Annotated in this window: 20 protein-coding genes; 6 read left to right on the forward strand and 14 right to left on the reverse strand. The window is 45.1% G+C overall.

What is annotated here, in order from left to right:
• Nucleotides 1–39 precede the first annotated feature (39 nt).
• The 4 genes from LYZ37_RS08130 to LYZ37_RS08145 all read right to left on the reverse strand — a co-directional run bounded on the left by LYZ37_RS08130 (nucleotide 40) and on the right by LYZ37_RS08145 (nucleotide 5,767).
• A complete protein-coding gene (locus LYZ37_RS08130) occupies nucleotides 40–1,161 on the reverse strand; it encodes a lipocalin-like domain-containing protein (RefSeq protein ID WP_272785112.1) in 1,122 nt (373 codons plus the stop codon).
• Nucleotides 1,162–3,615, reverse strand: a complete 2,454-nt coding sequence (locus tag LYZ37_RS08135) for an ABC transporter permease (RefSeq protein WP_272785113.1) — start codon at nucleotides 3,613–3,615, stop codon at nucleotides 1,162–1,164.
• The gene (locus tag LYZ37_RS08140) at nucleotides 3,596–4,267 is read right to left on the reverse strand and encodes an ABC transporter ATP-binding protein (protein ID WP_272785114.1); all 672 of its coding nucleotides are present in this window, start codon (nucleotides 4,265–4,267) and stop codon (nucleotides 3,596–3,598) included. The genes LYZ37_RS08135 and LYZ37_RS08140 overlap by 20 nt, the downstream gene beginning before the upstream one ends.
• A gap of 123 nt (nucleotides 4,268–4,390) precedes the next feature.
• A complete protein-coding gene (locus LYZ37_RS08145) occupies nucleotides 4,391–5,767 on the reverse strand; it encodes an MATE family efflux transporter (protein ID WP_004748761.1) in 1,377 nt (458 codons plus the stop codon).
• A 102-nt stretch (nucleotides 5,768–5,869) separates the two neighbouring features.
• Between LYZ37_RS08145 and LYZ37_RS08150 the strand changes: the two genes are divergently transcribed.
• On the forward strand, nucleotides 5,870–7,303 hold the full coding sequence (locus LYZ37_RS08150; protein WP_272785115.1) for a DUF2867 domain-containing protein: 1,434 nt from the start codon (nucleotides 5,870–5,872) through the stop codon (nucleotides 7,301–7,303).
• A 34-nt stretch (nucleotides 7,304–7,337) separates the two neighbouring features.
• Here the strand turns inward: LYZ37_RS08150 and LYZ37_RS08155 are convergent, their stop codons facing one another.
• The 3 genes from LYZ37_RS08155 to rsuA all read right to left on the reverse strand — a co-directional run bounded on the left by LYZ37_RS08155 (nucleotide 7,338) and on the right by rsuA (nucleotide 10,094).
• Complete coding sequence (locus LYZ37_RS08155) at nucleotides 7,338–7,997, reverse strand: DUF2913 family protein (protein ID WP_004748763.1); 660 nt, start codon at nucleotides 7,995–7,997, stop codon at nucleotides 7,338–7,340.
• Nucleotides 7,997–9,202 (reverse strand): Bcr/CflA family multidrug efflux MFS transporter, encoded by a 1,206-nt coding sequence (locus LYZ37_RS08160; RefSeq protein ID WP_272785116.1) that lies wholly within the window; start codon nucleotides 9,200–9,202, stop codon nucleotides 7,997–7,999. Before LYZ37_RS08160 ends, LYZ37_RS08155 begins: the two co-directional genes overlap by 1 nt.
• A gap of 190 nt (nucleotides 9,203–9,392) precedes the next feature.
• A complete protein-coding gene (gene rsuA / locus LYZ37_RS08165) occupies nucleotides 9,393–10,094 on the reverse strand; it encodes a 16S rRNA pseudouridine(516) synthase RsuA (RefSeq protein WP_272785117.1) in 702 nt (233 codons plus the stop codon).
• Between the two features lie 73 nt (nucleotides 10,095–10,167).
• On the opposite strand from rsuA, the gene LYZ37_RS08170 reads away from it, so the two are divergent.
• From LYZ37_RS08170 to LYZ37_RS08190, 5 genes are all read left to right on the forward strand, one after another.
• Complete coding sequence (locus LYZ37_RS08170) at nucleotides 10,168–11,907, forward strand: DEAD/DEAH box helicase (protein ID WP_272785118.1); 1,740 nt, start codon at nucleotides 10,168–10,170, stop codon at nucleotides 11,905–11,907.
• Nucleotides 11,908–11,977: 70 nt separating this feature from the next.
• Nucleotides 11,978–12,376: a PepSY domain-containing protein gene (locus LYZ37_RS08175; RefSeq protein ID WP_272785119.1), complete on the forward strand. Its 399-nt coding sequence runs from the start codon at nucleotides 11,978–11,980 to the stop codon at nucleotides 12,374–12,376.
• A 13-nt stretch (nucleotides 12,377–12,389) separates the two neighbouring features.
• Complete coding sequence (locus LYZ37_RS08180) at nucleotides 12,390–13,049, forward strand: response regulator transcription factor (protein ID WP_272785120.1); 660 nt, start codon at nucleotides 12,390–12,392, stop codon at nucleotides 13,047–13,049.
• Complete coding sequence (locus LYZ37_RS08185; RefSeq protein WP_272785121.1) at nucleotides 13,039–14,379, forward strand: ATP-binding protein; 1,341 nt, start codon at nucleotides 13,039–13,041, stop codon at nucleotides 14,377–14,379. The genes LYZ37_RS08180 and LYZ37_RS08185 overlap by 11 nt, the downstream gene beginning before the upstream one ends.
• Nucleotides 14,380–14,528: 149 nt before the next feature.
• The gene (locus LYZ37_RS08190) at nucleotides 14,529–15,296 is read left to right on the forward strand and encodes a DUF481 domain-containing protein (protein WP_272785122.1); all 768 of its coding nucleotides are present in this window, start codon (nucleotides 14,529–14,531) and stop codon (nucleotides 15,294–15,296) included.
• A gap of 61 nt (nucleotides 15,297–15,357) precedes the next feature.
• On the opposite strand, the gene LYZ37_RS08195 is transcribed toward LYZ37_RS08190, so the two are convergent.
• From LYZ37_RS08195 to LYZ37_RS08225, 7 genes are all read right to left on the reverse strand, one after another.
• Nucleotides 15,358–15,810: a hypothetical protein gene (locus tag LYZ37_RS08195; protein WP_004748771.1), complete on the reverse strand. Its 453-nt coding sequence runs from the start codon at nucleotides 15,808–15,810 to the stop codon at nucleotides 15,358–15,360.
• Entirely contained in the window at nucleotides 15,803–16,495 is a 693-nt protein-coding gene (locus tag LYZ37_RS08200) for a winged helix-turn-helix domain-containing protein (RefSeq protein ID WP_239825694.1), read from the reverse strand. The genes LYZ37_RS08195 and LYZ37_RS08200 overlap by 8 nt, the downstream gene beginning before the upstream one ends.
• A 5-nt stretch (nucleotides 16,496–16,500) precedes the next feature.
• Entirely contained in the window at nucleotides 16,501–19,569 is a 3,069-nt protein-coding gene (locus LYZ37_RS08205) for an efflux RND transporter permease subunit (RefSeq protein WP_272785123.1), read from the reverse strand.
• Complete coding sequence (locus LYZ37_RS08210) at nucleotides 19,556–20,746, reverse strand: efflux RND transporter periplasmic adaptor subunit (protein ID WP_272785124.1); 1,191 nt, start codon at nucleotides 20,744–20,746, stop codon at nucleotides 19,556–19,558. The genes LYZ37_RS08205 and LYZ37_RS08210 overlap by 14 nt, the downstream gene beginning before the upstream one ends.
• Nucleotides 20,747–20,945: 199 nt before the next feature.
• The gene (locus LYZ37_RS08215; RefSeq protein WP_272785125.1) at nucleotides 20,946–21,395 is read right to left on the reverse strand and encodes a hypothetical protein; all 450 of its coding nucleotides are present in this window, start codon (nucleotides 21,393–21,395) and stop codon (nucleotides 20,946–20,948) included.
• Nucleotides 21,388–22,038, reverse strand: coding sequence for a winged helix-turn-helix domain-containing protein (locus LYZ37_RS08220; RefSeq protein WP_272785126.1), 651 nt, complete (start codon nucleotides 22,036–22,038; stop codon nucleotides 21,388–21,390). The genes LYZ37_RS08215 and LYZ37_RS08220 overlap by 8 nt, the downstream gene beginning before the upstream one ends.
• Before the next feature lie 92 nt (nucleotides 22,039–22,130).
• Nucleotides 22,131–22,862 carry a DUF2931 family protein gene (locus LYZ37_RS08225; protein ID WP_272785127.1) on the reverse strand — a complete coding sequence of 244 codons (732 nt, stop codon included), beginning with the start codon at nucleotides 22,860–22,862 and terminating at the stop codon, nucleotides 22,131–22,133.
• Between the last annotated feature and the right edge of the window lies 1 nt (nucleotide 22,863).

Genomic DNA, 22,863 nt, shown 5'->3' on the forward strand with positions numbered 1-22,863 from the left:
AAGTGGCTTTTAGATCACAAGGATAAAGATGACTGCGATTTAATATCCAGTCAGTTGCATAAAGCCTTGAGCATTGTGGCTGCCTGTAGTTGTTATTGGTCCTTCCCAATAAGGAAGTACGAATGGCAGCCACAAGTTGTTGTTCATCGCTTGCGTTTCGAGGCTGACTGAAAGGTGAGGAATGTTGATCATCCAACTCGTTGGTATCGTTTTACCATTTGCCAATACTTCCTCTTGAAGTGGCACCACCTCGATATCTTCATTGTACAGTGTGACGACTTTCCCATCGTTGGTCGCGATAGTACCAAACACATAAGGTAGCTGGCTCTCATGACGGTAGCGATTGATTGAAAGCGTGGTTTCGTCATCCAAGTGGAAAACAAACCAGTCCCAACCTTGTTGATCTTCAGCCAATAGTCCACTGCCCCACTCTTTGCTCATCCAACCCGTGCCCTTAACATCAATTACCCTGTTAGGTGCGAGCTCTAGTTGGCCTTCAACGGCCAAAAATGGGGCGGTTAAGTTATGGGATGCAATCGGCAGTAGATCGTGTTTAACCACATAGCCACGCTCACGAGGAATAACAAAGGGGCCCCGCGTTGCCGTCTTTAAACGTACTTTAAATGTGTCTGTTTGCGCGTCCAATAATCCTGGAAATGGCGTACGACCTAAAGAGCGCCAGAACCAGTTGTCTATCCAGAGACGAAATGGTTTAGACGTCATTCCAGCCTGTCCGATTCCGCCACGAGCGACGCGTTGCTCTCGCCATACTTTGTCTTTATTAGAGACGACGACATGAGATATAAACAGCTGAGGGCTCAGCCAACCCGACATATTGCTATCATTGGACGCTATTCTAAAATAGCTCCACTGGACACCATATTTTTCACCGTATTGATCCTCAACATTAGCGAAAAAGTGCCACCAGCCATGTTGGTATTCATTGTGGAAGGCAAAATCTCGCGGAATAACAACAGGGTTATCCGGTAGAACAGGCTCAAACACCTGAGTCGGTTTAGACACTAGAACAGAACTTACCTCATTCGTTCTAGCGACAATATTGTTACTTGCACTGTGTTCATACAGTGCCACCAAAGCAAACGCACTTAAGATGAGCGTAACAACGAAAACCCCAAGTATTCTCTTACTTCTACTGCTCATCTATAACGAATCTCTTAGTGATTTCATCGGCGTATTGCGCACCATTCTTAACACTGGAATAGCGCCCGCAACCATCAATGAAAGCATGGCTAAAGCACCAGAATGTAGATATTCCGTCGGAATGAATTGAACCTCTAACGTCCAACCAAAAGATTGTTTTATGACGATATCAACCACCAAGTTCGCCAGAGCTAAGCCTAAAGGCATGGCTATGAGAATCGCTATCGCACCAAATACGAACAGCTGCAAACTGCCCATTAAAATCAACTCTCTTCCTGACATACCTAAGCAGCGTAACAAAGAGATATGCTTTTGACGCGAAACCTCACCCGCAACAGTGGCGAAGAATATACCAAACACGGCAATCACAAGCGTAATGTTACCTAGGGTATCTGCGATAGAGAAGGTGCGATCAAAGACTCTCATTGCCTGACTGTGAATGTGGCTATTATCAAAAATCCGTTCTGCATCGAGCCTGAAAATGGTTTCTAGACGCCGCTTAAGGCCAATCGGATTCACACCATCATTTAACACAGCCCCGAGAGCAACGGAACCACTCCCGGCAAAGGCGTAAAGCCAATTACGATGTGATAGCAAGACTTGATTATACGGATTGCCATAATCGTAATAGACGCCGACGACTTGCCATCCAGAACCGAGCTTACCAGTTAAGTCGATATAGTCTCCGGGGCGAATACCAAGCTTAAGGGCCATAGACTCACTGATCATCACCCCTTTTGAGTGATGCAGGTGATACCAATAATTAGGAATACCCAGTTTAACCGTCAGGGCGTCAAGCTCCCCTTCTGATGCTCCTGTGCTGACAACTTGCAACGCACCTTTATCGGTTGAGATATCTTTTTCCCAGCGCCACCAGACTGAGTCTACTTCCGGCTGTTTGGTCAGCCAAGTGCTCATGCGTGCCGCTGCACTATTGTTTGGATAAATGTATAAATCCGCAGCTAGTCGCTGGGTTAACCATTTATCCGTTGTATCTCGGAAACTGCCGACCATGGTTTCTACACCAATATTGGCAGCCATTGCCAACATAAACGCCATCGTCGCTACGCCACGGTAACTCATGCTCGCCGCCGCGTCAGCAAAGAACCAACGTACCTTCACCCAGCGCAAAGAGTAGGACAAGCTTTCAAACACTTTCCAGATAATATAAGGGGTAAAGAGCGCTACACTCAGCAGCATTAACGCAATAATTGCAAAGCCTGTCTCCTGAGTTTGCGGAGCTTGGTAAAGAGCAATAGCTGCAACACAGCACGCACAAGCAATAAGCGCTTGAATAGTAAATTCAGCACCAGCAAATCGAACAAGGGATAATCTAGTCGTCAAGCGACTTGGTTGAGACCGTAGCAAACGAACCAAAGGCCAAGCACAAGCCACTATTGCTCCGGCTAACGAAAGATAAAAGCTGTATAGGCTAGAACGCCAGTCCCATGCGATCGACAATCCAATATTGGTATCATACAAATCGCCTAAGCTCGCAGATACCGTTGGAATAAGCTGATTAGCCAGTAACATACCTAAGATGTTGCCACATAGCCAACCGACAAAAACTAAGGCAAAGAGTTCGAGTAGCAACGCCTGAGCTAACTGCCAACCCGACACCCCCATCTGTCTTAAATTCCCAACCAGAGGCTGACGTTGAGTCAGGGTCATCGACATGGCTTGATAGAAGATAAATAGCCCAACTAGAAATGCTAGCATCCCCATCGCACTCAAGTTCAAATGGAACGCTTCGGTCAATGACTCTAGCTCAGCGCGTGAGCTTCGAGTGAGCACCATTCCATTAGGCAGAACAGACTTAAGTTTAGCGATCTTCTCTTCTGGCATATCCGCACAAGCGATCACCGAGATTCCTGAGCTACGTTCGATCATCCTCAGTAAAGACATATCAGCGACGATACGCGTACCGTTCAATCGTCTTTCGGCATCAATACTAATCGGCCCCAGAGCGCTACCATCGTTTAACCGAATAAAGTCGCCATTATTCCATTTCATATGCAGTGCGAGATCAGCACTAACAAGCACAGGGTATGGTGGCTTCATTAGCGCAAGAGAAGATATATCATCGAGCAAAGAGCCGGATTCAAACTCGATCATCGCAACCGGATCGATTCCAACCAACATTAAGTCGGTTCCATTTGCCGTCCTTATGCGTAGGCTTTCAAATGGCGCACACTGGTGGAAGCCATCACGGCGAAGTTGAACATAGAAGCCTTGAGGGATCTTGTTTGCTGCGTGCTTAGGACGAATTCGGTAAGGGAGAGGATTAGAGAATAGCTTTTCGCCATGTTCATAGCTCTGTCGGGCATGGCTGTTGATTGAGCTAACACCAACAAGAAGAGAAACACCTAAAGTTAGACCAAGCCAAACTAGGATGATTTGAAAAGGATAACGTCTGTAATGACCAAGTAGCGCTTTAACTACGGGCCATAACATGAAGCTGTCCTCCTTGTAGCCTTATCTTTCCTTCCATATGCTCAGCAACGCGCTCACTGTGCGTTACTAAAAGCAGAGTACAATCGAGCTGTTTGGTCAAAGTAGTCAGAAGACGCATTACCGCTTCTGCGTTGCGCTCATCTAAGCTACCAGTTGGTTCGTCTGCCAAGAGAATCTTTGGTTCCATATAAAGCGCACGAGCAATGGCTGCCCTTTGCTGCTGACCACCAGACACCTCTTCTGGATAGCGCCCCAATAGAGGCATCAAATCAAGTGCGGAGAGAATTTGTCGCCAAAGCCCAGAATCTTCAGGAAGACCTTTGAGTTGCCGACAAAAGCGAATATTGTCGGCAATATTTAGGGTAGGAAGAAGGTTAAACTGCTGAAAGATAAGACCAATATTGTTTCGACGGTAGGCAGTTCGTTTGGTTTCCGCGACTTCATGCATTGAGAACTTAGGGAAAGTAACCTCACCCGAATCTACGGTATCTAAGCCGGCAATCAAGTTAAGTAAAGTACTCTTTCCGGAGCCACTCTCCCCCATTAAAGCTATCTGCTCTCCTTGCTTTAATGACAACTCAGCACCTTGTAAAACGGGGTGAAACTCACCACCATCTACATAGCCCTTACATAGGTCTGTTAGTTGTAACATCTATACTCTCGAAAACCTTAAAAATAGGAATGTGAATCTACACTAAATCGTCGAATCAAGAAAGTATTTTGGATACTAGATCACAAGATATGCATCGAAACACTATAAACTTACGTTCAAAGTCTAATTTTCGATCAAATTTCGAATCCATTTGCGTGTCTGCATGCGATAGAGAGAAGCAAACCACTTAATGACCTCTTCAGTCAAAAACAGCAAATAGATCCATTCCGGTTTCCATCCGAGACCAATCGCAGCGAAAGCGGCTAGAGGAATACCAATCAACCACTGCGCGACAAGGTCTTGATATAAACAGAATTTAACGTCGCCACCCGCTCGAAGCACACCTACAATAGTCATCATAGGAAGGGAGCGGAGAATAATCCCGACGCTCATCACTAGCATGAACTTCTCGGACAGGGCTCGTGTTTCTGGTGTAAGTGCGCTAAACGCATCTAAAACCAAACCTTGAACCAGATAAAGCACAACAGCTACGACAACACCGACAAGGACGCTAAGTATCGTTACCCCAATCGCCTGATAGTATACTTCATCGTATTTCTTTGCCCCGATTTGGTTGCCGACGAGTACTGCGGCGGCGTTTGACATCCCAATCAACAGAGCCAGCGCAATCGACTCCACCGGAGACATCACTGACAATGCAGCCAAACCTTGTACGCCCGATTGTCCCATAATGGCATGGTAAGCGAATAAGCCACCTGCCCAAGCGAGAAAGTTAAATGTGGTTGGGAGCGATAACTTCAAAAACTTGATGACACGAGTCAATTCAAGCACATTGCGAAGGTCGTTAGCGCTAAAGGCAAGCAGGTGTTTTTTGGCGTATAAGTAGCCAAACAAGGTCGCAACTTCTATTGCACCACTTAACACCGTCGCAATCGCTGCCCCTTTAATGCCCATGGCTGGGACACCCAACTTACCGAAAATAAATACCCAGTTCAGAAAGATGTTGGAGAGAATCCCGATGCCGCTAAAAAAGGTACTAAGGCCTGGTTTGTGCATCGCTCTCAGGCCAACTGCCATACTCGCAACGCACGCTACTGCAAACATACTTACTGAGGTGATCACTAAGTATTCAGCACCTAACTGAATAACTTCCGGATCGTTGGTTGCTAAGCCCATCACCTGCGTTGGAAACAAGATAAACAGCAAAGCGGTAATCGCGGCAAAAACCATGCATACCAACCAAGTCAACGCGGTACTTTCCCTAACCCCTTTGCGATCACTCGCCCCCCAATACTGAGCGGTAAGCAAAGCCCCGCCTGTTGTGACTCCGACCAACATAATGGTGGTGACAAAAGTGGCACGAGCCGCAACTCCAACCGCCGCAATTTCAGCTTCGCCAAGCTGACCCAACATTAAAACATCGACCAAGCTTCGGCTCGAAAACATGATACTTTGTAAAGTGATTGGCAAAGCAATCGCGATCAAGCGTCTAATAAAATCGCCACGGGTATGGGTTAAAACTTGGGAAAGAGTTATCAATCGCGCACCTCAAAATGCAACAGTATGAAAAGAGAGAAAAAATGAGTCGACTATTATATGATCAGTCGGAATATGAAACCATAAAAACCACAGGGGTTCGGGATGAAAAATGTGCTGGTTTTGGGTGCCTCTGGCTACGTAGGTTCACAACTCCTATCTCAGCTATGTGATCGCGGCTATCATGTTACTGCGGCCGCTAGGCAAATAGACTACCTTAAAGCCCGTGTTGAGCCTCATCCAAACCTAACGCTACGCTATCTCGACCTTGCTGACGAGGCTGCGACTAAAGAGTTAATCCCTAATTTCGACCTAATCTATTTTCTGGTCCACGGCATGGCGCATGGGCACGATTTCTTGGACTATGAAGTGTCTTTAGCCGAGAATTTTAAAAATGCTCTAACCCAGAGCGCTGTTAAGCATGTAATTTACCTAAGTGCGATTCAGCCGCAAACTGGGGACTCTAGCCACCTCAAAGCGCGGCGAATGACAGGAGATATTATTCGCAAGTCAGGCGTACCGATCACTGAGCTTCGAGCCGGAGTGATCATCGGCCCGGGTTCTGCAGCGTTTGAGATCATGCGTGACTTTGTTTACAACATGCCGATTCTCATTACACCAAAGTGGGTTGAGTCCAAGGCAAACCCCATCGCACTAGAAAACCTCAATCACTATTTGTTGTCTGTTGCCGAAGAATCACCGACACAGCATCAGCTCTATGAAGTGGGAGGGCCAGATACGCTCAGCTATCGTCAACAGTTCCAAGTCATCGCGAGTACAATCAAAAAGCCTATCTCCATTTGGCCCACTTCCCTACTCACACCTAAGATGGCTTCTCAATGGCTTGGCGTTGTGACTTCCGTACCCTCAAGTATTGGAGCGGCGTTGCTATCGGGATTAGAGCATGATTTCATCGCTGATAGCCAAGCAATCAATAGCAAATATCCCCAAACCCTTGTCTCATTCAATGAAATGGTTGCGAACAGTATCGAGCAAGAAGGAAAATTTGTACGAAGTAATGTTTGGGGCTTTGACCCTGCGGCTCTCTCGCGTTGGCAACCGGGATATGGTTATTACCCAAAACAGACTGGCGCCGAAATAGAAACCGAGCTTTCGTCTACTCAACTTTGGAAACTCGTTAAACAGATAGGCAGTAGAAAAGAGGGTTACTTCTTTGCCAACACCCTTTGGCGTACCCGTGAGTGGCTCGATATCTTCTTTGGTGGCGGAAAACCGATTAGACGTTCGCCTCCAGGACCTGAATTACAGGTTGGTGATCATATCGATTCGTGGAAAGTAATTCGCTGCGAACAAAATCACTTCATCTCATTGCTGTTTGGTATGAAAGGTCCTGGTTTAGGGCGATTAGAGTTTTTGATTGAGGATTTAGGAGAGAAAAGAAAACTAACTGTCACCGCGTGGTGGCATCCGCAAGGCTTTAGAGGTCTTTTGTACTGGTTTGCGATGATGCCAGCCCATCTTTTCATCTTTAAGGGTATGGTCAAAGCCATCGTTAAAAAAGCAAAAGAGCTTCCATAATAGAAGCTCTTGTCGATTCATTTTCTTGGGTAGTTTACACCGTTAAACTGAGTGGAATCTCAGCTAATCGGTCACCTCGGTTGGCTGGAAAGACTAAATATTCACCGTGATATTTCACGTTGGATTTATAGTCCGTGACCTTATGAACCATAAAGCCAGCTGCAGACGCTTTCTCGACAAAATCAGCATGGTGACCACGCACAAACCAACTCATCGGTTTGATCATATCTTCACCATCAAAGCTGCTTTCACACTGCTCTGTACACATAGCAAGAGAGTTTGGTCCCTCAGTAAAGATTTGCACTTTGCCACAACCAACCAGTTCTTCCGAGGTTGTAACTTCCCAGCCCTGCTCTTCCATCATGTCGATGAAGTTATTGATCTCATGATCTTTAAGAATGCGATCTTCTTGGTCTTGAGGGAAAAACTGAGCATAGAACTTGGAAATTCGCTGAAACGTCTGCATTAAGCCCGCATTGTTGCCCTTTGAGCGACCTGTCTTCTGCCAACGGATTAAATCGTCCGCCACAACACGTGGAAACTGTTGTGACTTGATGGCTTTAGTAATCCAACGAACCAAATAAAGGTTGTTTGCTGTTGGCCCATTAGTGAGTTTGCCAGCTTTATGCTCATTGGTAATCTCTTCTAGAGCCTTATTCACTAATTTTTGTATTTCTACCGTATATTCAGACATTACGCCTTTCTTCCAAATATCCAATAACAAGCCGCAGAGATGACTGAACATGCACTCATCACTGTAATCATCGGCCATGTTACACCGCCTGGCATCATTGCCACGACAGCACCAATAACTGAACCTGTACCAAAGCGCAGAGTTCCTGCCAACGAAGACGCCGTTCCCGCCATCGTTGGGTAGCCACTTAACAGCAGTCCCATTGAGTTACTACCAATTGTCGATAATGTACCAATAAACATCACAACAAAAATGACCGTTCCCCATAAGCCTGCACCTAACAGCCAAGTAACAAACAAACCAATACCCGCGATGAGTTGAACAATCAGTCCAAAACGTAACATGGTATGTGAGCCGACCTTTTTAACCAGTCGCCCGTTGATGCTCGTCATTATGATCATCGCGACAATGTTCAAACCAAACAGATAACCGAACTGCTCAGGCCGCACACCATAAATATCAATGTAGACGAAGGAACCCGCCGTTAAAAAGGCAAACATCCCGGCAAACGAAAATGCTCCAGAAAAAATCAGCCCCATCGCCACGGGGTTTTTCGCCAGTTTGATATAGTTGCGTAACGTATTGCGAATTCGAAATGGCTGCTTGTTCTCAGCGCTTAACGTTTCTGGAATCTTCCAGAGCACTAAGCAAATAACGACGACAGAGAATGCTGCCAGAATCCAGAAAATCGCACGCCAGCCAAACCACACCGCAACGTATCCACCAATCATTGGTGCGATAAGTGGTGCGATGGTAATGACTAATGTGACGAACGACATCGCACGGGCAAAGTCTTCACGGTCAAACATGTCTCGAACAACGGCTTGAATAATCACCGCAGCAGCAGCGCCTGCAAAGCCTTGCGCCGTTCGGACCCAAGTTAACGCTTCAATACCGGTTGTTGTGGCACTCACTACAGCTGCCAGCCCAAAGAAGAGCACGCCCAGAATTAAAACCGGACGACGACCATAACTATCGGCTAATGGTCCATGAATCAACTGACCTAATGCAAATCCAGCGGTATAAGCAGTTAACGTAATTTGCACCGCCCCTTCAGCAACACCAAGATCTCTGGCGATCGTTGGCATCGCAGGCAGGTACATATCAATCGCTAATGGGGTTAATGCACCAATGGCGCCCAAAACAAGGAATAACAGAAAACTGATTTGCGGGGCCTTGGTTTGATCTAAGGTTCTCTCAGACATAAATCTCCTACTCGGTTGCGAATCAGATGCAGCTTCCGTGCTGCAACCAAACAGAATAAATGACACTAAAGTGTTGTGGACTGTTGACCTTATGCGGTTAACAGACCTGAAGTGAATCGATCTATATTCAATCAATTCTGTCTAAAAGACTAGTTCCTAGATGGAAATAAAGTATTTCCTCAATAAAGAATTAATTCCAAACAGAGTCAATTTCTTCTTGAGTTAAATAGCGGTATTCACCCGGTTCTAAGGTTTCGCATAGCTCAATCTCACCAATGCGTTCACGGTGAAGATGCTCAACTTTGTTGCCAAGTGCAGCAAACATACGCTTCACTTGGTGGTACTTACCTTCGGTGATGGTCAGTAACACCTCTTTCTCGTCTTCATCTACCACTTCTAACTTGGCAGGGAGAGTCAAACCTTTTTCATTTCTTAATTGAATACCTTCGGCAAACTTCTCTGCATAATCCGCTTGGAGCGGATCAACCAGCCACACTCGGTAAGTTTTCTCACACTTGTGTTTAGGCGAAGTGATTCGGTGCGACCATTGGCCATCATCAGTAATCAAGACAAGACCCGTAGTATCAACATCAAGGCGACCAGCAAAGTGCAAGTCTTCCATTTTGACTTCATCTAACAACATAAATGCCGTCTGGTTGAAACCATCTTCATGCGAACAAACAAAACCATCTGGCTTAAAAAGCATGATGTAGCGAGGGCCCGGTTTTTGAACCTCTCGGCCTTGCCATTCTACCGTGCACTCTTCAGTCACTTTAGTCGCGCCACTTTTCTGCACCACGTCATTGACGGTAACATCACCACTTTTAATGATTTTTGTTGCTTCTTTACGTGTTGCCCCAAGTGCATCACATAGATATTTATCTAAACGCATGAATACCTCATCTTTGCTAGGTGGGGTATTATAGTGCGACTAGACTAAATAGTTGAGCTATTTCACACATTTTATGTATACACTCCGTCCCTATCAGGCTGACTCCGTCAAAGCGGTCATTCATTATTTTCGAAAACACTCGTCACACGCTGTGTTGGTACTCCCCACTGGCGCAGGTAAAAGCTTAGTTATCGCTGAGCTGGCTCGCTTGGCTAAAGGGCGTGTATTGGTGCTTGCTCATGTAAAAGAACTCGTCGAGCAAAACCATCAAAAATACGAAGGATACGGACTGAAAGGCTCAATTTTTTCTGCGGGTTTGGGTCGCAAAGAAACCGACCAGCAAGTCGTTTTTGCTTCAGTGCAATCTGTCGTGCGCAACCTCGATCAGTTTAAAAACCAATTTTCACTTTTGGTCATCGATGAATGTCACCGAGTGCCCGACGACAAGAACACCAGCTATCAAAAAGTCATCAACCATTTGCGCGAGCAAAATGCGGGCATAAAGGTGCTTGGGCTCACCGCCACCCCTTACCGTTTAGGCATGGGTTGGATTTACCAATACCACACACGGGGATTAGTTCGTAGTGAGGAACCGCGCTTCTTCCGCGACTGCATATTTGAGCTACCCATTCGCTACTTACTGGATGAAAAGTTTCTCACTCCAGCACGCATGATGGATGCGCCCGTACTGAGCTATGACTTTTCTCAGCTCAAGCCCGCGAATACTGGCCGCTATAAAGAGTCAGAAATGGATATGGTGATTGATAAGGCGAAACGTGCAACACCGCAGATCGTCGAGCAAATCATTCATATGTCTACCGGTAAGCAAGGTATTATGATTTTTGCTGCGACAGTCCGCCATGCTCAAGAAATTTTTGGCCTACTACCGGAAGGACAAACAGCCATCGTGATCGGCGATACGCCAACACCTGAACGTGATGCCATCATTCAAGACTTTAAAGAGCGCAAAATTAAATACTTGGTCAACGTGTCAGTACTGACAACGGGCTTTGACGCACCGCACGTTGATTTAATTGCTATTTTACGACCAACCGAGTCGATTAGCCTTTATCAGCAAATTGTTGGGCGCGGATTGCGTCTCTCTCCTGGTAAAGAGGAATGTTTGGTTCTGGATTACGCGGGCAATAGCTACGATCTCTATCAACCTGAAGTGGGTGATGCTAAACCCGATTCAGACAGCGAAATCATTACCATTCCCTGCCCTGCGTGCGGCTTCAATAACAACTTCTGGGGAAAGCTAGACAGTAACGGCTTTCTAATTGAACATTTTGGCCGCAAATGCCAAGGGTTCTTTGAAGATGAAGAAACTGGCGAACGTGAACACTGCGACTACCGTTTCAGAGCTAAGTATTGCGGAGAGTGCGGAGCCGACAACGATATCGCCGCTAGAATCTGCCATGAATGCGATGCCACTTTAGTCGACCCAGACAAGAAGCTTAAGGAGGCGTTAAACCTTAAAGACGCTCTCGTCTTTGAGTGCTTAGAAATGGCTTTAAGCGTTCACAAAGATGACAAAGGGAAAAGCAGCTTAAAAGTCTCTTACATTGGAGATAATCAGGCTCAAGTGAGTGAATTCTGGTCATTGACGACGAAGAATCAGAAACAACGCTTCAAGGATCAGTTTGTTCGCCCTCACCTAGCAGACAAACATAGGCCTTTTGAAGACGCTTCACCGACTAAAGTGGTGAATAATCAACACCGATTCCGTCCACCTCAATTTGTTATTGCAAGGAAGTCAGGACGATTCTGGAAAATGCGAGATAAGATTTTTGCTGACGAGTTAACCAACTAAGAGCTAATTCATTTGGTGTTCATCTATCAACACGTATACTGACTCACAGTAATTTCAAGAAGGTAAGATTATGTTGAAGCGTCCGTTAGTAAGTCTGACAGCCATATTGGCGTGCGTCTTTGTTTCATTTCCAATATTGGCTAAGAAGCATCACGATGAAGATGGGCATGCGCTAGTTCAAGACGTGCATAAACCTGGTACGCGAATCGAGTTCGAAGAAGACCAAGATGAGGTCTACGACGCTGTACAAAAAGGCTATGTTCGCCCATTTTCTGAAATGTTTGCGGCGGTAGAGCGTGACTTAAACGGTCGGATCATTCATGTCGAACTCGAAGAAGACGATGATATTTGGGTCTATGAGCTTAAATTGAACCACAATAACAATATCATCAAAGTTGAATACAACGCCGAAACCCTTGAAATGCTGCAAATTAAAGGCAGAAACATTAAAGAAGCACTAAAAAAATAGAAGATTAAAGCTTATGAAAATTCTTGTAGTGGAAGATGAACCGCGTCTTGGTGAACAAATTGTCGAAATTCTGGAACAAACCGGTTGGGTTCCTGAACTGTCTCAAGACGGTATCGATGCTCTGTACCGAGCGACTTCAGAAGAGTGGGATGCGATCGTGCTCGATCTAGGTCTCCCAAAACTAGACGGTCTGACGGTACTCAAAGGCATTCGAGACGAGAATATTAACACACCAGTCGTGATCCTTAGCGCTCGTGACACGTTAACTCAACGTGTAGAAGGCTTAAACGCAGGCGCAGACGACTACCTAACCAAGCCATTTGAAATGGTTGAGTTAATTGCCCGTATCCGAGCTCAACTTCGACGCGCTTCTGGTAATGCCTCTCCTGTTATGCAAGTCGGTAATTTAAGTCTTGATACCCGCACTTCAAAAGTGATGTGGCAAGGCCAAGCGATTAGTTTGACAGCCTTAGAATACAAGGTTGTCGCTTACTTTATGCATAACCCTGAGAAGGTCATTTCGCGCACAGAATTGGTCGAGCATATTTACAAACAGGATTTTGACCGTGATTCAAACACCATTGAAGTGTTTATTGGTCGAATTCGCAAAAAGATTGCACCAAAAGTAATCAAAACAGTGAGAGGCTTGGGGTACCAGCTTAATGCCGAATAACAAACGCTCACTACTTAAAAGACTGAGTTTAAAAAGCCGATTAGTTCTAGCGGCTGTGGTTTGGCTAACAGCTATGGTAATAGCGGTTGGCGTGAGTGTGCCTAACCAAGTCTTCAACTATATGGCTGGCGACGCAAAGTCTCAGTTATCCATTTATATGGACGAGATTTCCGCATCGATAGAAGCCGATGAATCAGGCAACATCACTCTCGCCTCCAACCTTTCCGACCCACGCTTTAATCGTCCTTATAGCGGGTTATATTGGTCAGCGAAAACCGAGACAGACTTGCTTCGCTCACGCTCTTTGTGGGATCAACGAATTGAAAGCAAAAAGAACGGTAAAGAATATGTTGGCGCTCGCGACGAAAAACTCATCTATATAAAAACCAAACTCTATTACCCAGATTATGATGGGCCCATTGAAGTTCTGATTGGTATTGATGAACAACCCATTGAAGATACTGTACGCGATTTAATGAGTCAGCTGTGGATTATTCTCGCTCTACTCTACTTCGGTGTTTTGGCAGTAATCATGTTGCAAGTTCAGTGGTCGCTTAGTCCACTCAACAAGATGCAAAAAGAGTTGAACCAGCTTCGCTCCGGAGATAAAACAAGCCTAGATGAAGAGTATCCAAAAGAGGTGGCTCCGGTCGTTTCCGATCTCAATGCACTGGTTTTCCATTACCAAGAATTGCTTGAACGCGCTCGCCATCATGCAGGCAACCTTTCTCACGCGCTAAAAACCCCCTTGTCAGTACTAAGAAATGAAATTGGTTCGCTCGACAAAGAGACACGAGATTATCTCTTGCCTCCGGTTCATCAAATCCAAAGCCAAATTGATTACCACTTAGGTCGCGCGCGAATGGCAGGCTCTAAGAATATTCTCTCTGTTCGTGCTAATCCCGCAGAGCGCGTTGATGCAATTTCGATGGCGTTTGACAAAGTATACGCCGAGCGAGGCGTCGCTTTGATTAATGAGCTTGACTCAGACATCGAAGTTGCCGTCGACCCAACCGATCTAGACGAAATGGTAGGTAACTTGCTAGAGAATGCCTACAAGTGGTCTTGCAATATTATTCGTGTCCACTCTGAAGAAAATGAGCCGGGTACCATTGAGATTATTATCGAAGATGACGGCCCTGGCATTGACGATGAAGATATTCAGCAAGCACTTAAACGTGGTGTGAGATTAGACGAAACTAAGCCGGGAACAGGTCTTGGACTGAATATCGTTAACGAAATGGCACACAGTTATCGCGGTAAGCTTGCGCTATCAAGAAGCTCTATGGGTGGATTAAAAGCTGTCCTTGCGTTTAATACATCCAACTAAGTCAATCTTGAGTCAAATAACAATGAAAGCGACGTAATCTGCGTCGCTTTTTAGTTGTTGAGAATGATTTAGAGTGATTCAGTACTGACTAAGGTTATCGAATTCGATAATAGACTGACGAATAAAAACCATGTCAGCTCTGTTAGCAAATGAAAAATGCCCCTTTTACCTTATCGGCCTTATCATCGATTTTAAGCCTGCTGCTGTTACCCTCTCTTTCTTTTGCACAAGACGAGGAGAGCTCCAACGTTGAAGAGTCGCCTTTCACCGCGCAAACCAAACTTGGCTTTATCTATACAGAAAACACCAGTTCTTCTCTTTCTGTAAATTCAGCTTTGTACCTCAATTATCAGCAAGAGTCTTGGCTACATAAGGCGTCATTTGAAAGCTACTATACTGACGCCGACAATGCTGATGATGGAGCAAATCGCTATACGGTCAATGCGGGATCAACCTATGACTTTGCAGAGAAAACCTTCGTACGTGGTGCTGGCCGATTTGAAAATGACTTGTATGGTACTTACCGTAAGCAGTGGATATTAATGAGCGGTATTGGTGTCTATTTGGTTAACAATGACATCGTAAAAACCTCTATCTCTCTTGGTCCTGGTTATCGTATCACGCAAAGACAGCCGTTCGATTCTGAATGCCCAGACCAAATGAATTATGAAGTGATTGCTTCTTCTACCCTCGATAGCTCTATTGTTTTCTCGGAGAGGCTTTCAATGGGCGCAACCTTTGACGTGGCACACGGTGAAGAGAACACCCATTACAACACTAAGGCATACATCAAGAATACCTTAATGGCGAACCTGTCTTTAGTTTTCGACGTTGAGTACATCTACAACACAACCGTTGCTGAAGACCAATCACCGGATGAAATCTACAGTACGATGAGCTTAAGCTATGATTTTTAACGCCAACTTAAGCCCTATTCAAAAACAGCGCCACTAGGGCGCTGCTCTCTCTTAACTATGTTTATGACTCCAAATGTAAAGCCACTTTCTTGCCGACTAATATTGAGCCTTTATCACCAATATCGATAAGGTTCATTAGGCCATCAAACGAACCCGGTCTAACAAACAGTTGCTCAATCACCCCTCCTTTCGCCCCCTCTAGGTCAAGTGGGGTGTGCGTATCATGCATGAACAATATTCCGTCTGAGTCCATGCTGTACTGCCCTTTGCCTGAAAAACCAACTTGGCTTTGCGGTAACATTGCAAACACGCCATAAGTGTTGTTTTCATTTAATGTCAGTTCAAGTCTCATTGGCAAAGACGTAGAGAAGACAGTTGATGGCTCTTCAATATGAATGTGTGCCACCGTGCTACTCGTAAAATGCCTGTTTGGCTGATCACCAGTATTAAAGGCAATACCGACTCCAACGCCTAACCCCAATATCGCTGCGCCAAGGATAATTTCTTTATTCACAATTCACTACCCCACTTTGATTGCTGAAACTGACAGAACGACCTTGCTCATCAAGCATTAAGCTAAGCTCATCAAACTGATACACCGTTGGATTCTGGTAATAGATTCTTTCGCCATTGTTTGTTGGCTCATACCAGCACTGGTTATAAGTTTTAGCAACATACTGGCTAGAGATCAGTAGCTCTTTAGCTAGCATCGTCCCAAAGAAGCCAATCACAATCGCAGCAGCAAACACCGAGGCGGCTTTATAGCTGATTGACGAACCCACTTTTGGTGGGGAAAGCTTGCGCTGCTTATCAGTCTGCGGTGTTTTCTTCTGTTCGGTTGCCAATGGTTCATTCTGAGAAACTTTAACTTCAGAGAGGCATGTTATCTTTTTAACCGTACCGATAAATTCATAGCCCACGCCACGCTCTGTGCGGATGATTTCACCAGAGCGATCTTCTAAGCCGCGACGACAACTGGATATGGAGTGCAGCAAACTGCTGCTCTCCACGACAATGCCACGTTTATGCCATACTTCTTCCATAAGCTCATGTTTACTCAATACTTTTCCTTTATGAGAGAACATGTAGGTCAACAATGAAATCTCATTGATACCAATTGGGTGACGGATCTGGCTCTTAAGGCTTTGAATATAGCCGCCAGTGTCGTCAAGTATGTGAGTTCCGTTGATTAGCAGCATCGTCTTTACCCCTCTGTAGCTAGCTCAAAGCGTTTCGATTTTTCAGTCACCTTAGCGAACGCAACATACGCCATAGGCACAATGAATAACGAGAAGAAAGTCCCCACCGTTAAGCCACCAACCAAAACTAAGCCAATGTTGGTACGTCCTAATGAACCTGGGCCATCCGCCAGTGCAAGTGGCAATGAACCAATAATCATCGTTAGTGAAGTCATTAGAATTGGACGTAAGCGAGATTTCGCACTCATAAGAGCCGATGTCATCGCACTGTAGCCCTCTTTACGCTTAATGTTGGCAAACTCGACAATCAAAATACCGTGCTTAGTGACTAGACCTACCAAGGTCAACAATCCAATCTTTGAATACAGGTTTAAGCTATGGCCAAACACACTTAATGTCAGTACTGCACCAACCAAACATAGCGGTACGGTAATTAAGATGATTAGCGGGTCGACAAAGCTTTCAAACTGCGCAGCCAGAATCAAGAAGATGAACACCAGTGCCAAGCCAAATAGGATCTGCATTCCTGCTTCAGATTCATTGAGCTCTTTAACCACACCGTTGTATTCGTAGTTTTGGCCCACTTTCAGCAGTTTTGGTAACTCGGCATCTATGTAAGCCTGAATATCACTTGCACTGAAACCTGGCATTAGATCAGCTGTAATTTCTGCTGCATCCTTACCACCATAAGTCTTAATGTTTGATTCCGCTGTCACTGGCTCAATCGAAACAAACTGAGACAATGGTAGTCTTTGACCCGAGTCAGAGCTTACGTACAGCTTATCTAGAACTTTGAAATCACCTAATGCCTGACGGTTTACCTGCACCTGAATTGGGTATGTAAAACCATCTTCTGCCTGTAAATCTGCTGCTTTTACGGAACCAAGGAAGGTAGAAATAGCGCTAGTGACATTGCCGTAGTCTACTCCTGACAGCACAATTGCATTACGATCAATGGAGAGGTCAAAACGTAGCTGATCTCGGTGTGTCGAGTTGTCTACATTCGAAAGACCTTCATAGTTTTCCAGCAGCTCTACTACTTTCTCTGCGGTATCAGATAACGCATCTAAATCACGGTTAACTGTGGTCAATTCAAGAACGAGATTGCTTGCTACATCTAGGTTATCCGCAGAGCGCACAGAGAAAGAAGTTGAATAGGCTGAAACCGTTTCACCCGCTTTAGCCATCATCTCTTGAATGATCTCATCAGCACTTTGGTCACGCTCTTCCCAAGATTTAAGTAGAACATGGTTGGTTGGCGCTGACTCGATATAAGCTAGGTTTGCTTCAATCGCATCACTGTCTTTGAACACATTGTTTATCTGTTCGGCATTTTCCAGATCATAGAGACGACCTGCGCCCGCTGGACCATGAGACGAGACTTCAATAAAGCCTGTATCTTCCGTCGGCAAAAGAACCTTTGGCATAAACCATACTGCAACACCTGATAAAACAATCAGAGCAGCCGTGCCACCCAGCACCATACGCGGACGTTTGAACCAAGCATTGAGATACAGCATGTACTTTTCAGTCATCGCATCTAACTTGGTTTCAACCCACTGGAACCACTTTGGTGACGTTGTCACCGATTTGAGCATGTAAGCGCTCATCATCGGAGATAACGTCAGCGCAACAAAGCCTGAGATGATCACAGATGCAGCAAGCGTATAAGCAAACTGCCTGAACAGATCTGCAGTTAAGCCAGACATTAAACCAATTGGAAGATAAACCACCGCAAGTGTTAACGTCATTGCGATAACTGGGAATACGATCTCTTTACAGCTCTTCAGCGCTGCTTGAAACGGGGATAATCCCTCTTCAATGTGACGGTAACAGTTTTCTACAACGACAATCGCATCATCGACAACCAACCCGATCGCAAGGATGATCGCGAGAATGGTCAATACATTAATACTGAAACCAAGCATTGCCATAACCGCAAATACACCAATCACACATACAGGAATGGTAATCAGGGGAATCGCCGCTACACGCAGCGAGCCAAGGAAGAGCACGACAATTGCGGAAACCAATACAATGGCTTCAACTAAAGTCATAAAACCTTGATCGATCGCTTCTTCGATAAAGTCGGCCTGATTGTAGACCATCTTCATCTCGATACCTTCTGGTATCTGCATCGTTTCCATTGCCGCTTTAACACGATTAGCCACCGTCACTGGGTTTTCAGTTTTAAGCGGTAATACTTGCAGAGACATCGCCATGTCGCCATCGACGTTAAGCATACTTGGCTCTAGGCTTTCTTCACCCATTTGGATGTCAGCAATGTCGCTAACACGAATGATTTTGCCATTATCAACACGCAGTACAAGATCGCGAACATCTTCAATGGTAGTAACTTGATTGACTGGGTTAATGGAGAAGTCACGCACTTCGCCTTTAATCGTACCAGCAGTAAAAGTTGCGTTATAGGTGCTTAGCGTTCCAACCACATCGGATGCACTGACATTCAGTGCCGCCATGCGCTCTGGCTGCAACCACACTCGAATTGCGCGGCTCGAACCACCATAAGGCCCCCAGACTCCGCCAACGCCTAGAACATTCTTGAACTGTGGCGAGATTTGCTGATTGATGAAGTCAAACATCTCTTGTTTGTCCATCGAGCCATTATTGACAAACGTAATGATGTTACTTGGCATTGAAGTATCAGATGAGTCATCTGTCACCGTTGGTTTGTCTGTCATCGCAGGCGGAAAATCAGAGATTCCATCTACCTTGCTACGCAGGTTGTTCATCAAACTCGCGTATTCAACGTCACTAATGCCGTCTTCGAATTGAATCTTTAAAGAACAACTTCCCTCTTGGCAGTCGGTTGTCATCGTTTTGATTTTGTCTAACCCAGTAACAGCAGTAATAAGTTCTTCCGCTACGTTTTGCGACATGAACTCAGCACTCGCTCCTGTGATTGAAGCGCTCACCGTGACAGAGGCCGTTTGACGCTCAGGAAAGTACTGAATAGCCAGTTTCTGGTAAGAGACGATACCAAGTAACACAATCGCGATACTTAGCACCGAAGCAAGTACCGGATGCTTGATACATATTTCAGGCAGCTTCATTCGTTACCTCCGTCGACTTGTCCGCTTTAGGCTCGGCGATTTTGCTTGCTTCTTTGTTAGGCGTTTCAGCAACTGGCTTTACCTGCTGTTCTTTCTTCTCAGGCTGAGCCGGTAAGGTTCTCGCTGGCAAAGTCACGGGAGACTTGGTTTGCTGAACAGCCACTTGAACATCTTGATGTAGATTTTGACGACCAGTGACAACAACACGCTCTCCAGCATTTAATCCAGACACGATCACAACGTAGCCGTCATTGGTGTTTTGCCCTAGCTCAACTGAACGCTTGGTTGCTTTGTTGTCTTCAATAACCCAAACAAATCGCTGATCACCTGACGTATCTACTGCAGTTTGAGAGACCACCACATCATCTGACGCCTCTCCGACACTTTGCGATACCTTAGCGAACATTCCTGGTACCAGTTTGTTATCACTGTTATCTAAGTGAGCATGGACCTCGACTCGACCTGAGTTCTCATCAACTAAAGGCGCAATATAGTCGACCGTACCGGTAAACTCTGTTTCACCATAAGCATCCACTTTTACCGACACTTGCTGACCAAGTTGAGCTTTGCCGACCTCTGCCTGAGAAATTGAGTAGTGCACTTCTACCGGATCAAGCTTGATAAGGCTAACCAAAGCTGTCGCAGCTTCAACGCGGCTTCCTACTGAATGGGTAAAGTTAGTGAGTTGCCCGTCAAAGGGTGCAACAAGTTGGTAGTTTTGTAGGTCAGTTTTCTTTTGACTGAAATCCGCTTTTGCCAAACTTGCTTGCTGCTTTAGCTCTTCAACATCTTGAGCTGACATTGAGTCTGGTTGTTTCTTTAATAAAGCTAAAACACGAGCAAGTTTTGATTCAGCGAGCGCCAACGAGCTTTCTGCTTTGTCTAATTCAGCTTTCGCTTGCGAGTCATCAAGTTGAGCAATGAGCTCCCCTTTCTTAACCACATCGCCGTCATTGAAGTTGAGTTGCTTTAATTTTTCGCCAGCACTAAATGTTAATGCTGCGGAGTCTGTCGCTTTCAGCTTACCGACTTCTTCAATACTAGAAGCGGTCATTTGTTGCTTCGCGATCTCGATGGTAACAGGGACACTTTCCATAGTCTCTGCAAAAGCAGTTGAACCGATAATAGTGGTGCCAATACAGAAAATAGACAGGGATAAAGTCTTAGTATTTTTCATAGTGCGACTCTGATTGATGGAAGTTGTCGCTTGTTATACCTAAGATTTTTCTGACAAAGTTATCGTTTTGTCAGCCAGAGAATGATTAATCCTTAACGAACCTTAAGAAAAATCAAACCTTTGATTTTAAATGATTTATATACAAAAAAGCCGCAGCACCTTGCAAAGTACTACGGCGATTTAAAACTGATTAATGACGTTATTCAGCGTACTTTGAAAACAAGTATGAGTACCTAGGAGCCACCAAAATAACTTGGTCCTGCGAATAGGGAATCATTTTAAGCTCTTCTAACGAATGCATGCCACGCTGTGAAAACATCGTTTCCAATAGAGATACTTTTTGCGAAGAAGGCAGGACTTGTTCCGATGTGGTTGGCATCAGTGAAAGCCCATAGCGGGTAAAGTGGTATTCTCCCGCCGAGTTAAAGCCGACATCTCCCTCCGTCAAAAAGAACATCTCGTACTGACCAGATCGTTTGAGATTAATTGCCGACTTCATCTTAATGATGTGAGTATTGTCATCCGATTTAACCAGTAGACTGGTATCACTTTGCAACGCTTGAGCGATAGTTGGCGAGTTTACTACACCAGCCAAAACTCCAATAAATAAGCCTGAAGCAATACTGGCCGCTAGAATTTTCTTATTCACAATCCACCTCCACTTCAGAAGGAATAAAGCTGATTGAATTCCCCTCTTGATCGACCAAGATGGTTTGGTTTTCAGAAGTAAAAGCGCGAACGTTGTTCATCACTAGTGACTTGTCACTACCAGGTTGAGGGATAACGCAGCCAACATATCGGCTCTCTTGATAATCAGCCTCTACCCATGGCGTGCTCAACCAACTATAAGCCGTAAAACCGACTGCCGCACTAAGTGTAAAGGCAATGAGGTAAGCCGTATTATTGCGTTTAAGCTGCTTTGGTTCGCTGGGGCTCGACTCTCGGGTAATAAGCGGAGAATCGATTTCTTGCGGTTGGTAGCTTTCTACATGGCCATTAAACTGATAGCCGACACCGCGGACTGTGGTAATAATTTCACCACCGCGGTCTTCTAATGCTTTACGACAAGTCGATACCGCATGGAGTAAGCTACTTTCCTCTACCACCACGCCTTTCTTGTACCAAATTTCATCGAGAAGCTGAGCCTTTGAGAGTGGCTTATGAGGATGCTCAATCATAAACTGCAACAGAGCAACTTCGTTGCTGCCAAGAGCGACTTTGATACCACTGTCTCGCTCTTCTAACGTCCCCGTTAAAGCGTTAAGAATGTATTTATTGTTTATCAACAACATAGGTAATAATCTGAATTCTTTATATTATTACCTTAACCATATCTTAAAATTCATAAAATGGAAGAGCCCAGCGTAATGCTGAGCTCTGTTGTTTAATTTAACTCGGTGATTTCGTAGTTGGAATAAACCTTGTTAACTTTGTCCCATGGGATCGGGTCTAAAATCACGTTGGCTTGCTCTGCTCTATCAGCAATTCTCGCGCTATAGTTAGCTTTGTAAATTTCGGCATTGTTACCACGCGAGTCTGCTTCAAGCTCAGCATCTGGCATTAGTTCTGTTACATATTTATACTCGCCACAGCCATCTAACCAAACCTTAGTGTTTCCATTAGGTAAGAATCCAAAAACAATGTCACTTTGATAGCAGTCTAGGATCGCGCCATCCCATGTGGTCATTTTCCGTTTTGTAACCATCGCTGCTTTGACCTCTTTAGTTAAGTCAAATTTAGTCACAAAGAATCTTGTATTGCTTATCGATGCCCAATATACAAAGACGCTGTCTGGCAGTGTTTGAGTCCCAGCCACTTGCGGTAAAACCCCTACTGCCGAACCCAACGGAATTCCAAAACCATTATAATTTGGTAACTTATCTAAAACTCTATCTAGCTCCGTCCTGCGAATAAAGTGGAGATCGTTGTGAACAAATGAGGTCCAGTCAGCATCATTGTTAACACCATAAGCTTTCGTCACCTTTGCTGGATAAAGTGAAGACATGGCGTAACCAATGCGCCATTTAGGCATATCTTCAGGAACACTAGGTACTTTTGCGAATGCGTTGGAAACGACCGGAACTACCAATAGTAGTGTGGCTATTAATTGCTTCATC

It is taken from the genome of Vibrio tubiashii (assembly GCF_028551255.1).
Lineage (GTDB): Bacteria > Pseudomonadota > Gammaproteobacteria > Enterobacterales > Vibrionaceae > Vibrio > Vibrio tubiashii_B.

Coding starts and splice junctions, on each gene's coding strand:
- LYZ37_RS08130 (WP_272785112.1), bottom strand. CDS start 1,161: ATGAGCAGTAGAAGTAAGAGAATACTTGGGGTTTTCGTTGTTACGCTC.
- LYZ37_RS08135 (WP_272785113.1), bottom strand. CDS start 3,615: ATGTTATGGCCCGTAGTTAAAGCGCTACTTGGTCATTACAGACGTTAT.
- LYZ37_RS08140 (WP_272785114.1), bottom strand. CDS start 4,267: ATGTTACAACTAACAGACCTATGTAAGGGCTATGTAGATGGTGGTGAG.
- LYZ37_RS08150 (WP_272785115.1), top strand. CDS start 5,870: ATGAAAAATGTGCTGGTTTTGGGTGCCTCTGGCTACGTAGGTTCACAA.
- LYZ37_RS08155 (WP_004748763.1), bottom strand. CDS start 7,997: ATGTCTGAATATACGGTAGAAATACAAAAATTAGTGAATAAGGCTCTA.
- LYZ37_RS08160 (WP_272785116.1), bottom strand. CDS start 9,202: ATGTCTGAGAGAACCTTAGATCAAACCAAGGCCCCGCAAATCAGTTTT.
- rsuA (WP_272785117.1), bottom strand. CDS start 10,094: ATGCGTTTAGATAAATATCTATGTGATGCACTTGGGGCAACACGTAAA.
- LYZ37_RS08170 (WP_272785118.1), top strand. CDS start 10,168: ATGTATACACTCCGTCCCTATCAGGCTGACTCCGTCAAAGCGGTCATT.
- LYZ37_RS08175 (WP_272785119.1), top strand. CDS start 11,978: ATGTTGAAGCGTCCGTTAGTAAGTCTGACAGCCATATTGGCGTGCGTC.
- LYZ37_RS08180 (WP_272785120.1), top strand. CDS start 12,390: ATGAAAATTCTTGTAGTGGAAGATGAACCGCGTCTTGGTGAACAAATT.
- LYZ37_RS08185 (WP_272785121.1), top strand. CDS start 13,039: ATGCCGAATAACAAACGCTCACTACTTAAAAGACTGAGTTTAAAAAGC.
- LYZ37_RS08190 (WP_272785122.1), top strand. CDS start 14,529: ATGAAAAATGCCCCTTTTACCTTATCGGCCTTATCATCGATTTTAAGC.
- LYZ37_RS08200 (WP_239825694.1), bottom strand. CDS start 16,495: ATGCTGCTAATCAACGGAACTCACATACTTGACGACACTGGCGGCTAT.
- LYZ37_RS08205 (WP_272785123.1), bottom strand. CDS start 19,569: ATGAAGCTGCCTGAAATATGTATCAAGCATCCGGTACTTGCTTCGGTG.
- LYZ37_RS08210 (WP_272785124.1), bottom strand. CDS start 20,746: ATGAAAAATACTAAGACTTTATCCCTGTCTATTTTCTGTATTGGCACC.
- LYZ37_RS08220 (WP_272785126.1), bottom strand. CDS start 22,038: ATGTTGTTGATAAACAATAAATACATTCTTAACGCTTTAACGGGGACG.
- LYZ37_RS08225 (WP_272785127.1), bottom strand. CDS start 22,862: ATGAAGCAATTAATAGCCACACTACTATTGGTAGTTCCGGTCGTTTCC.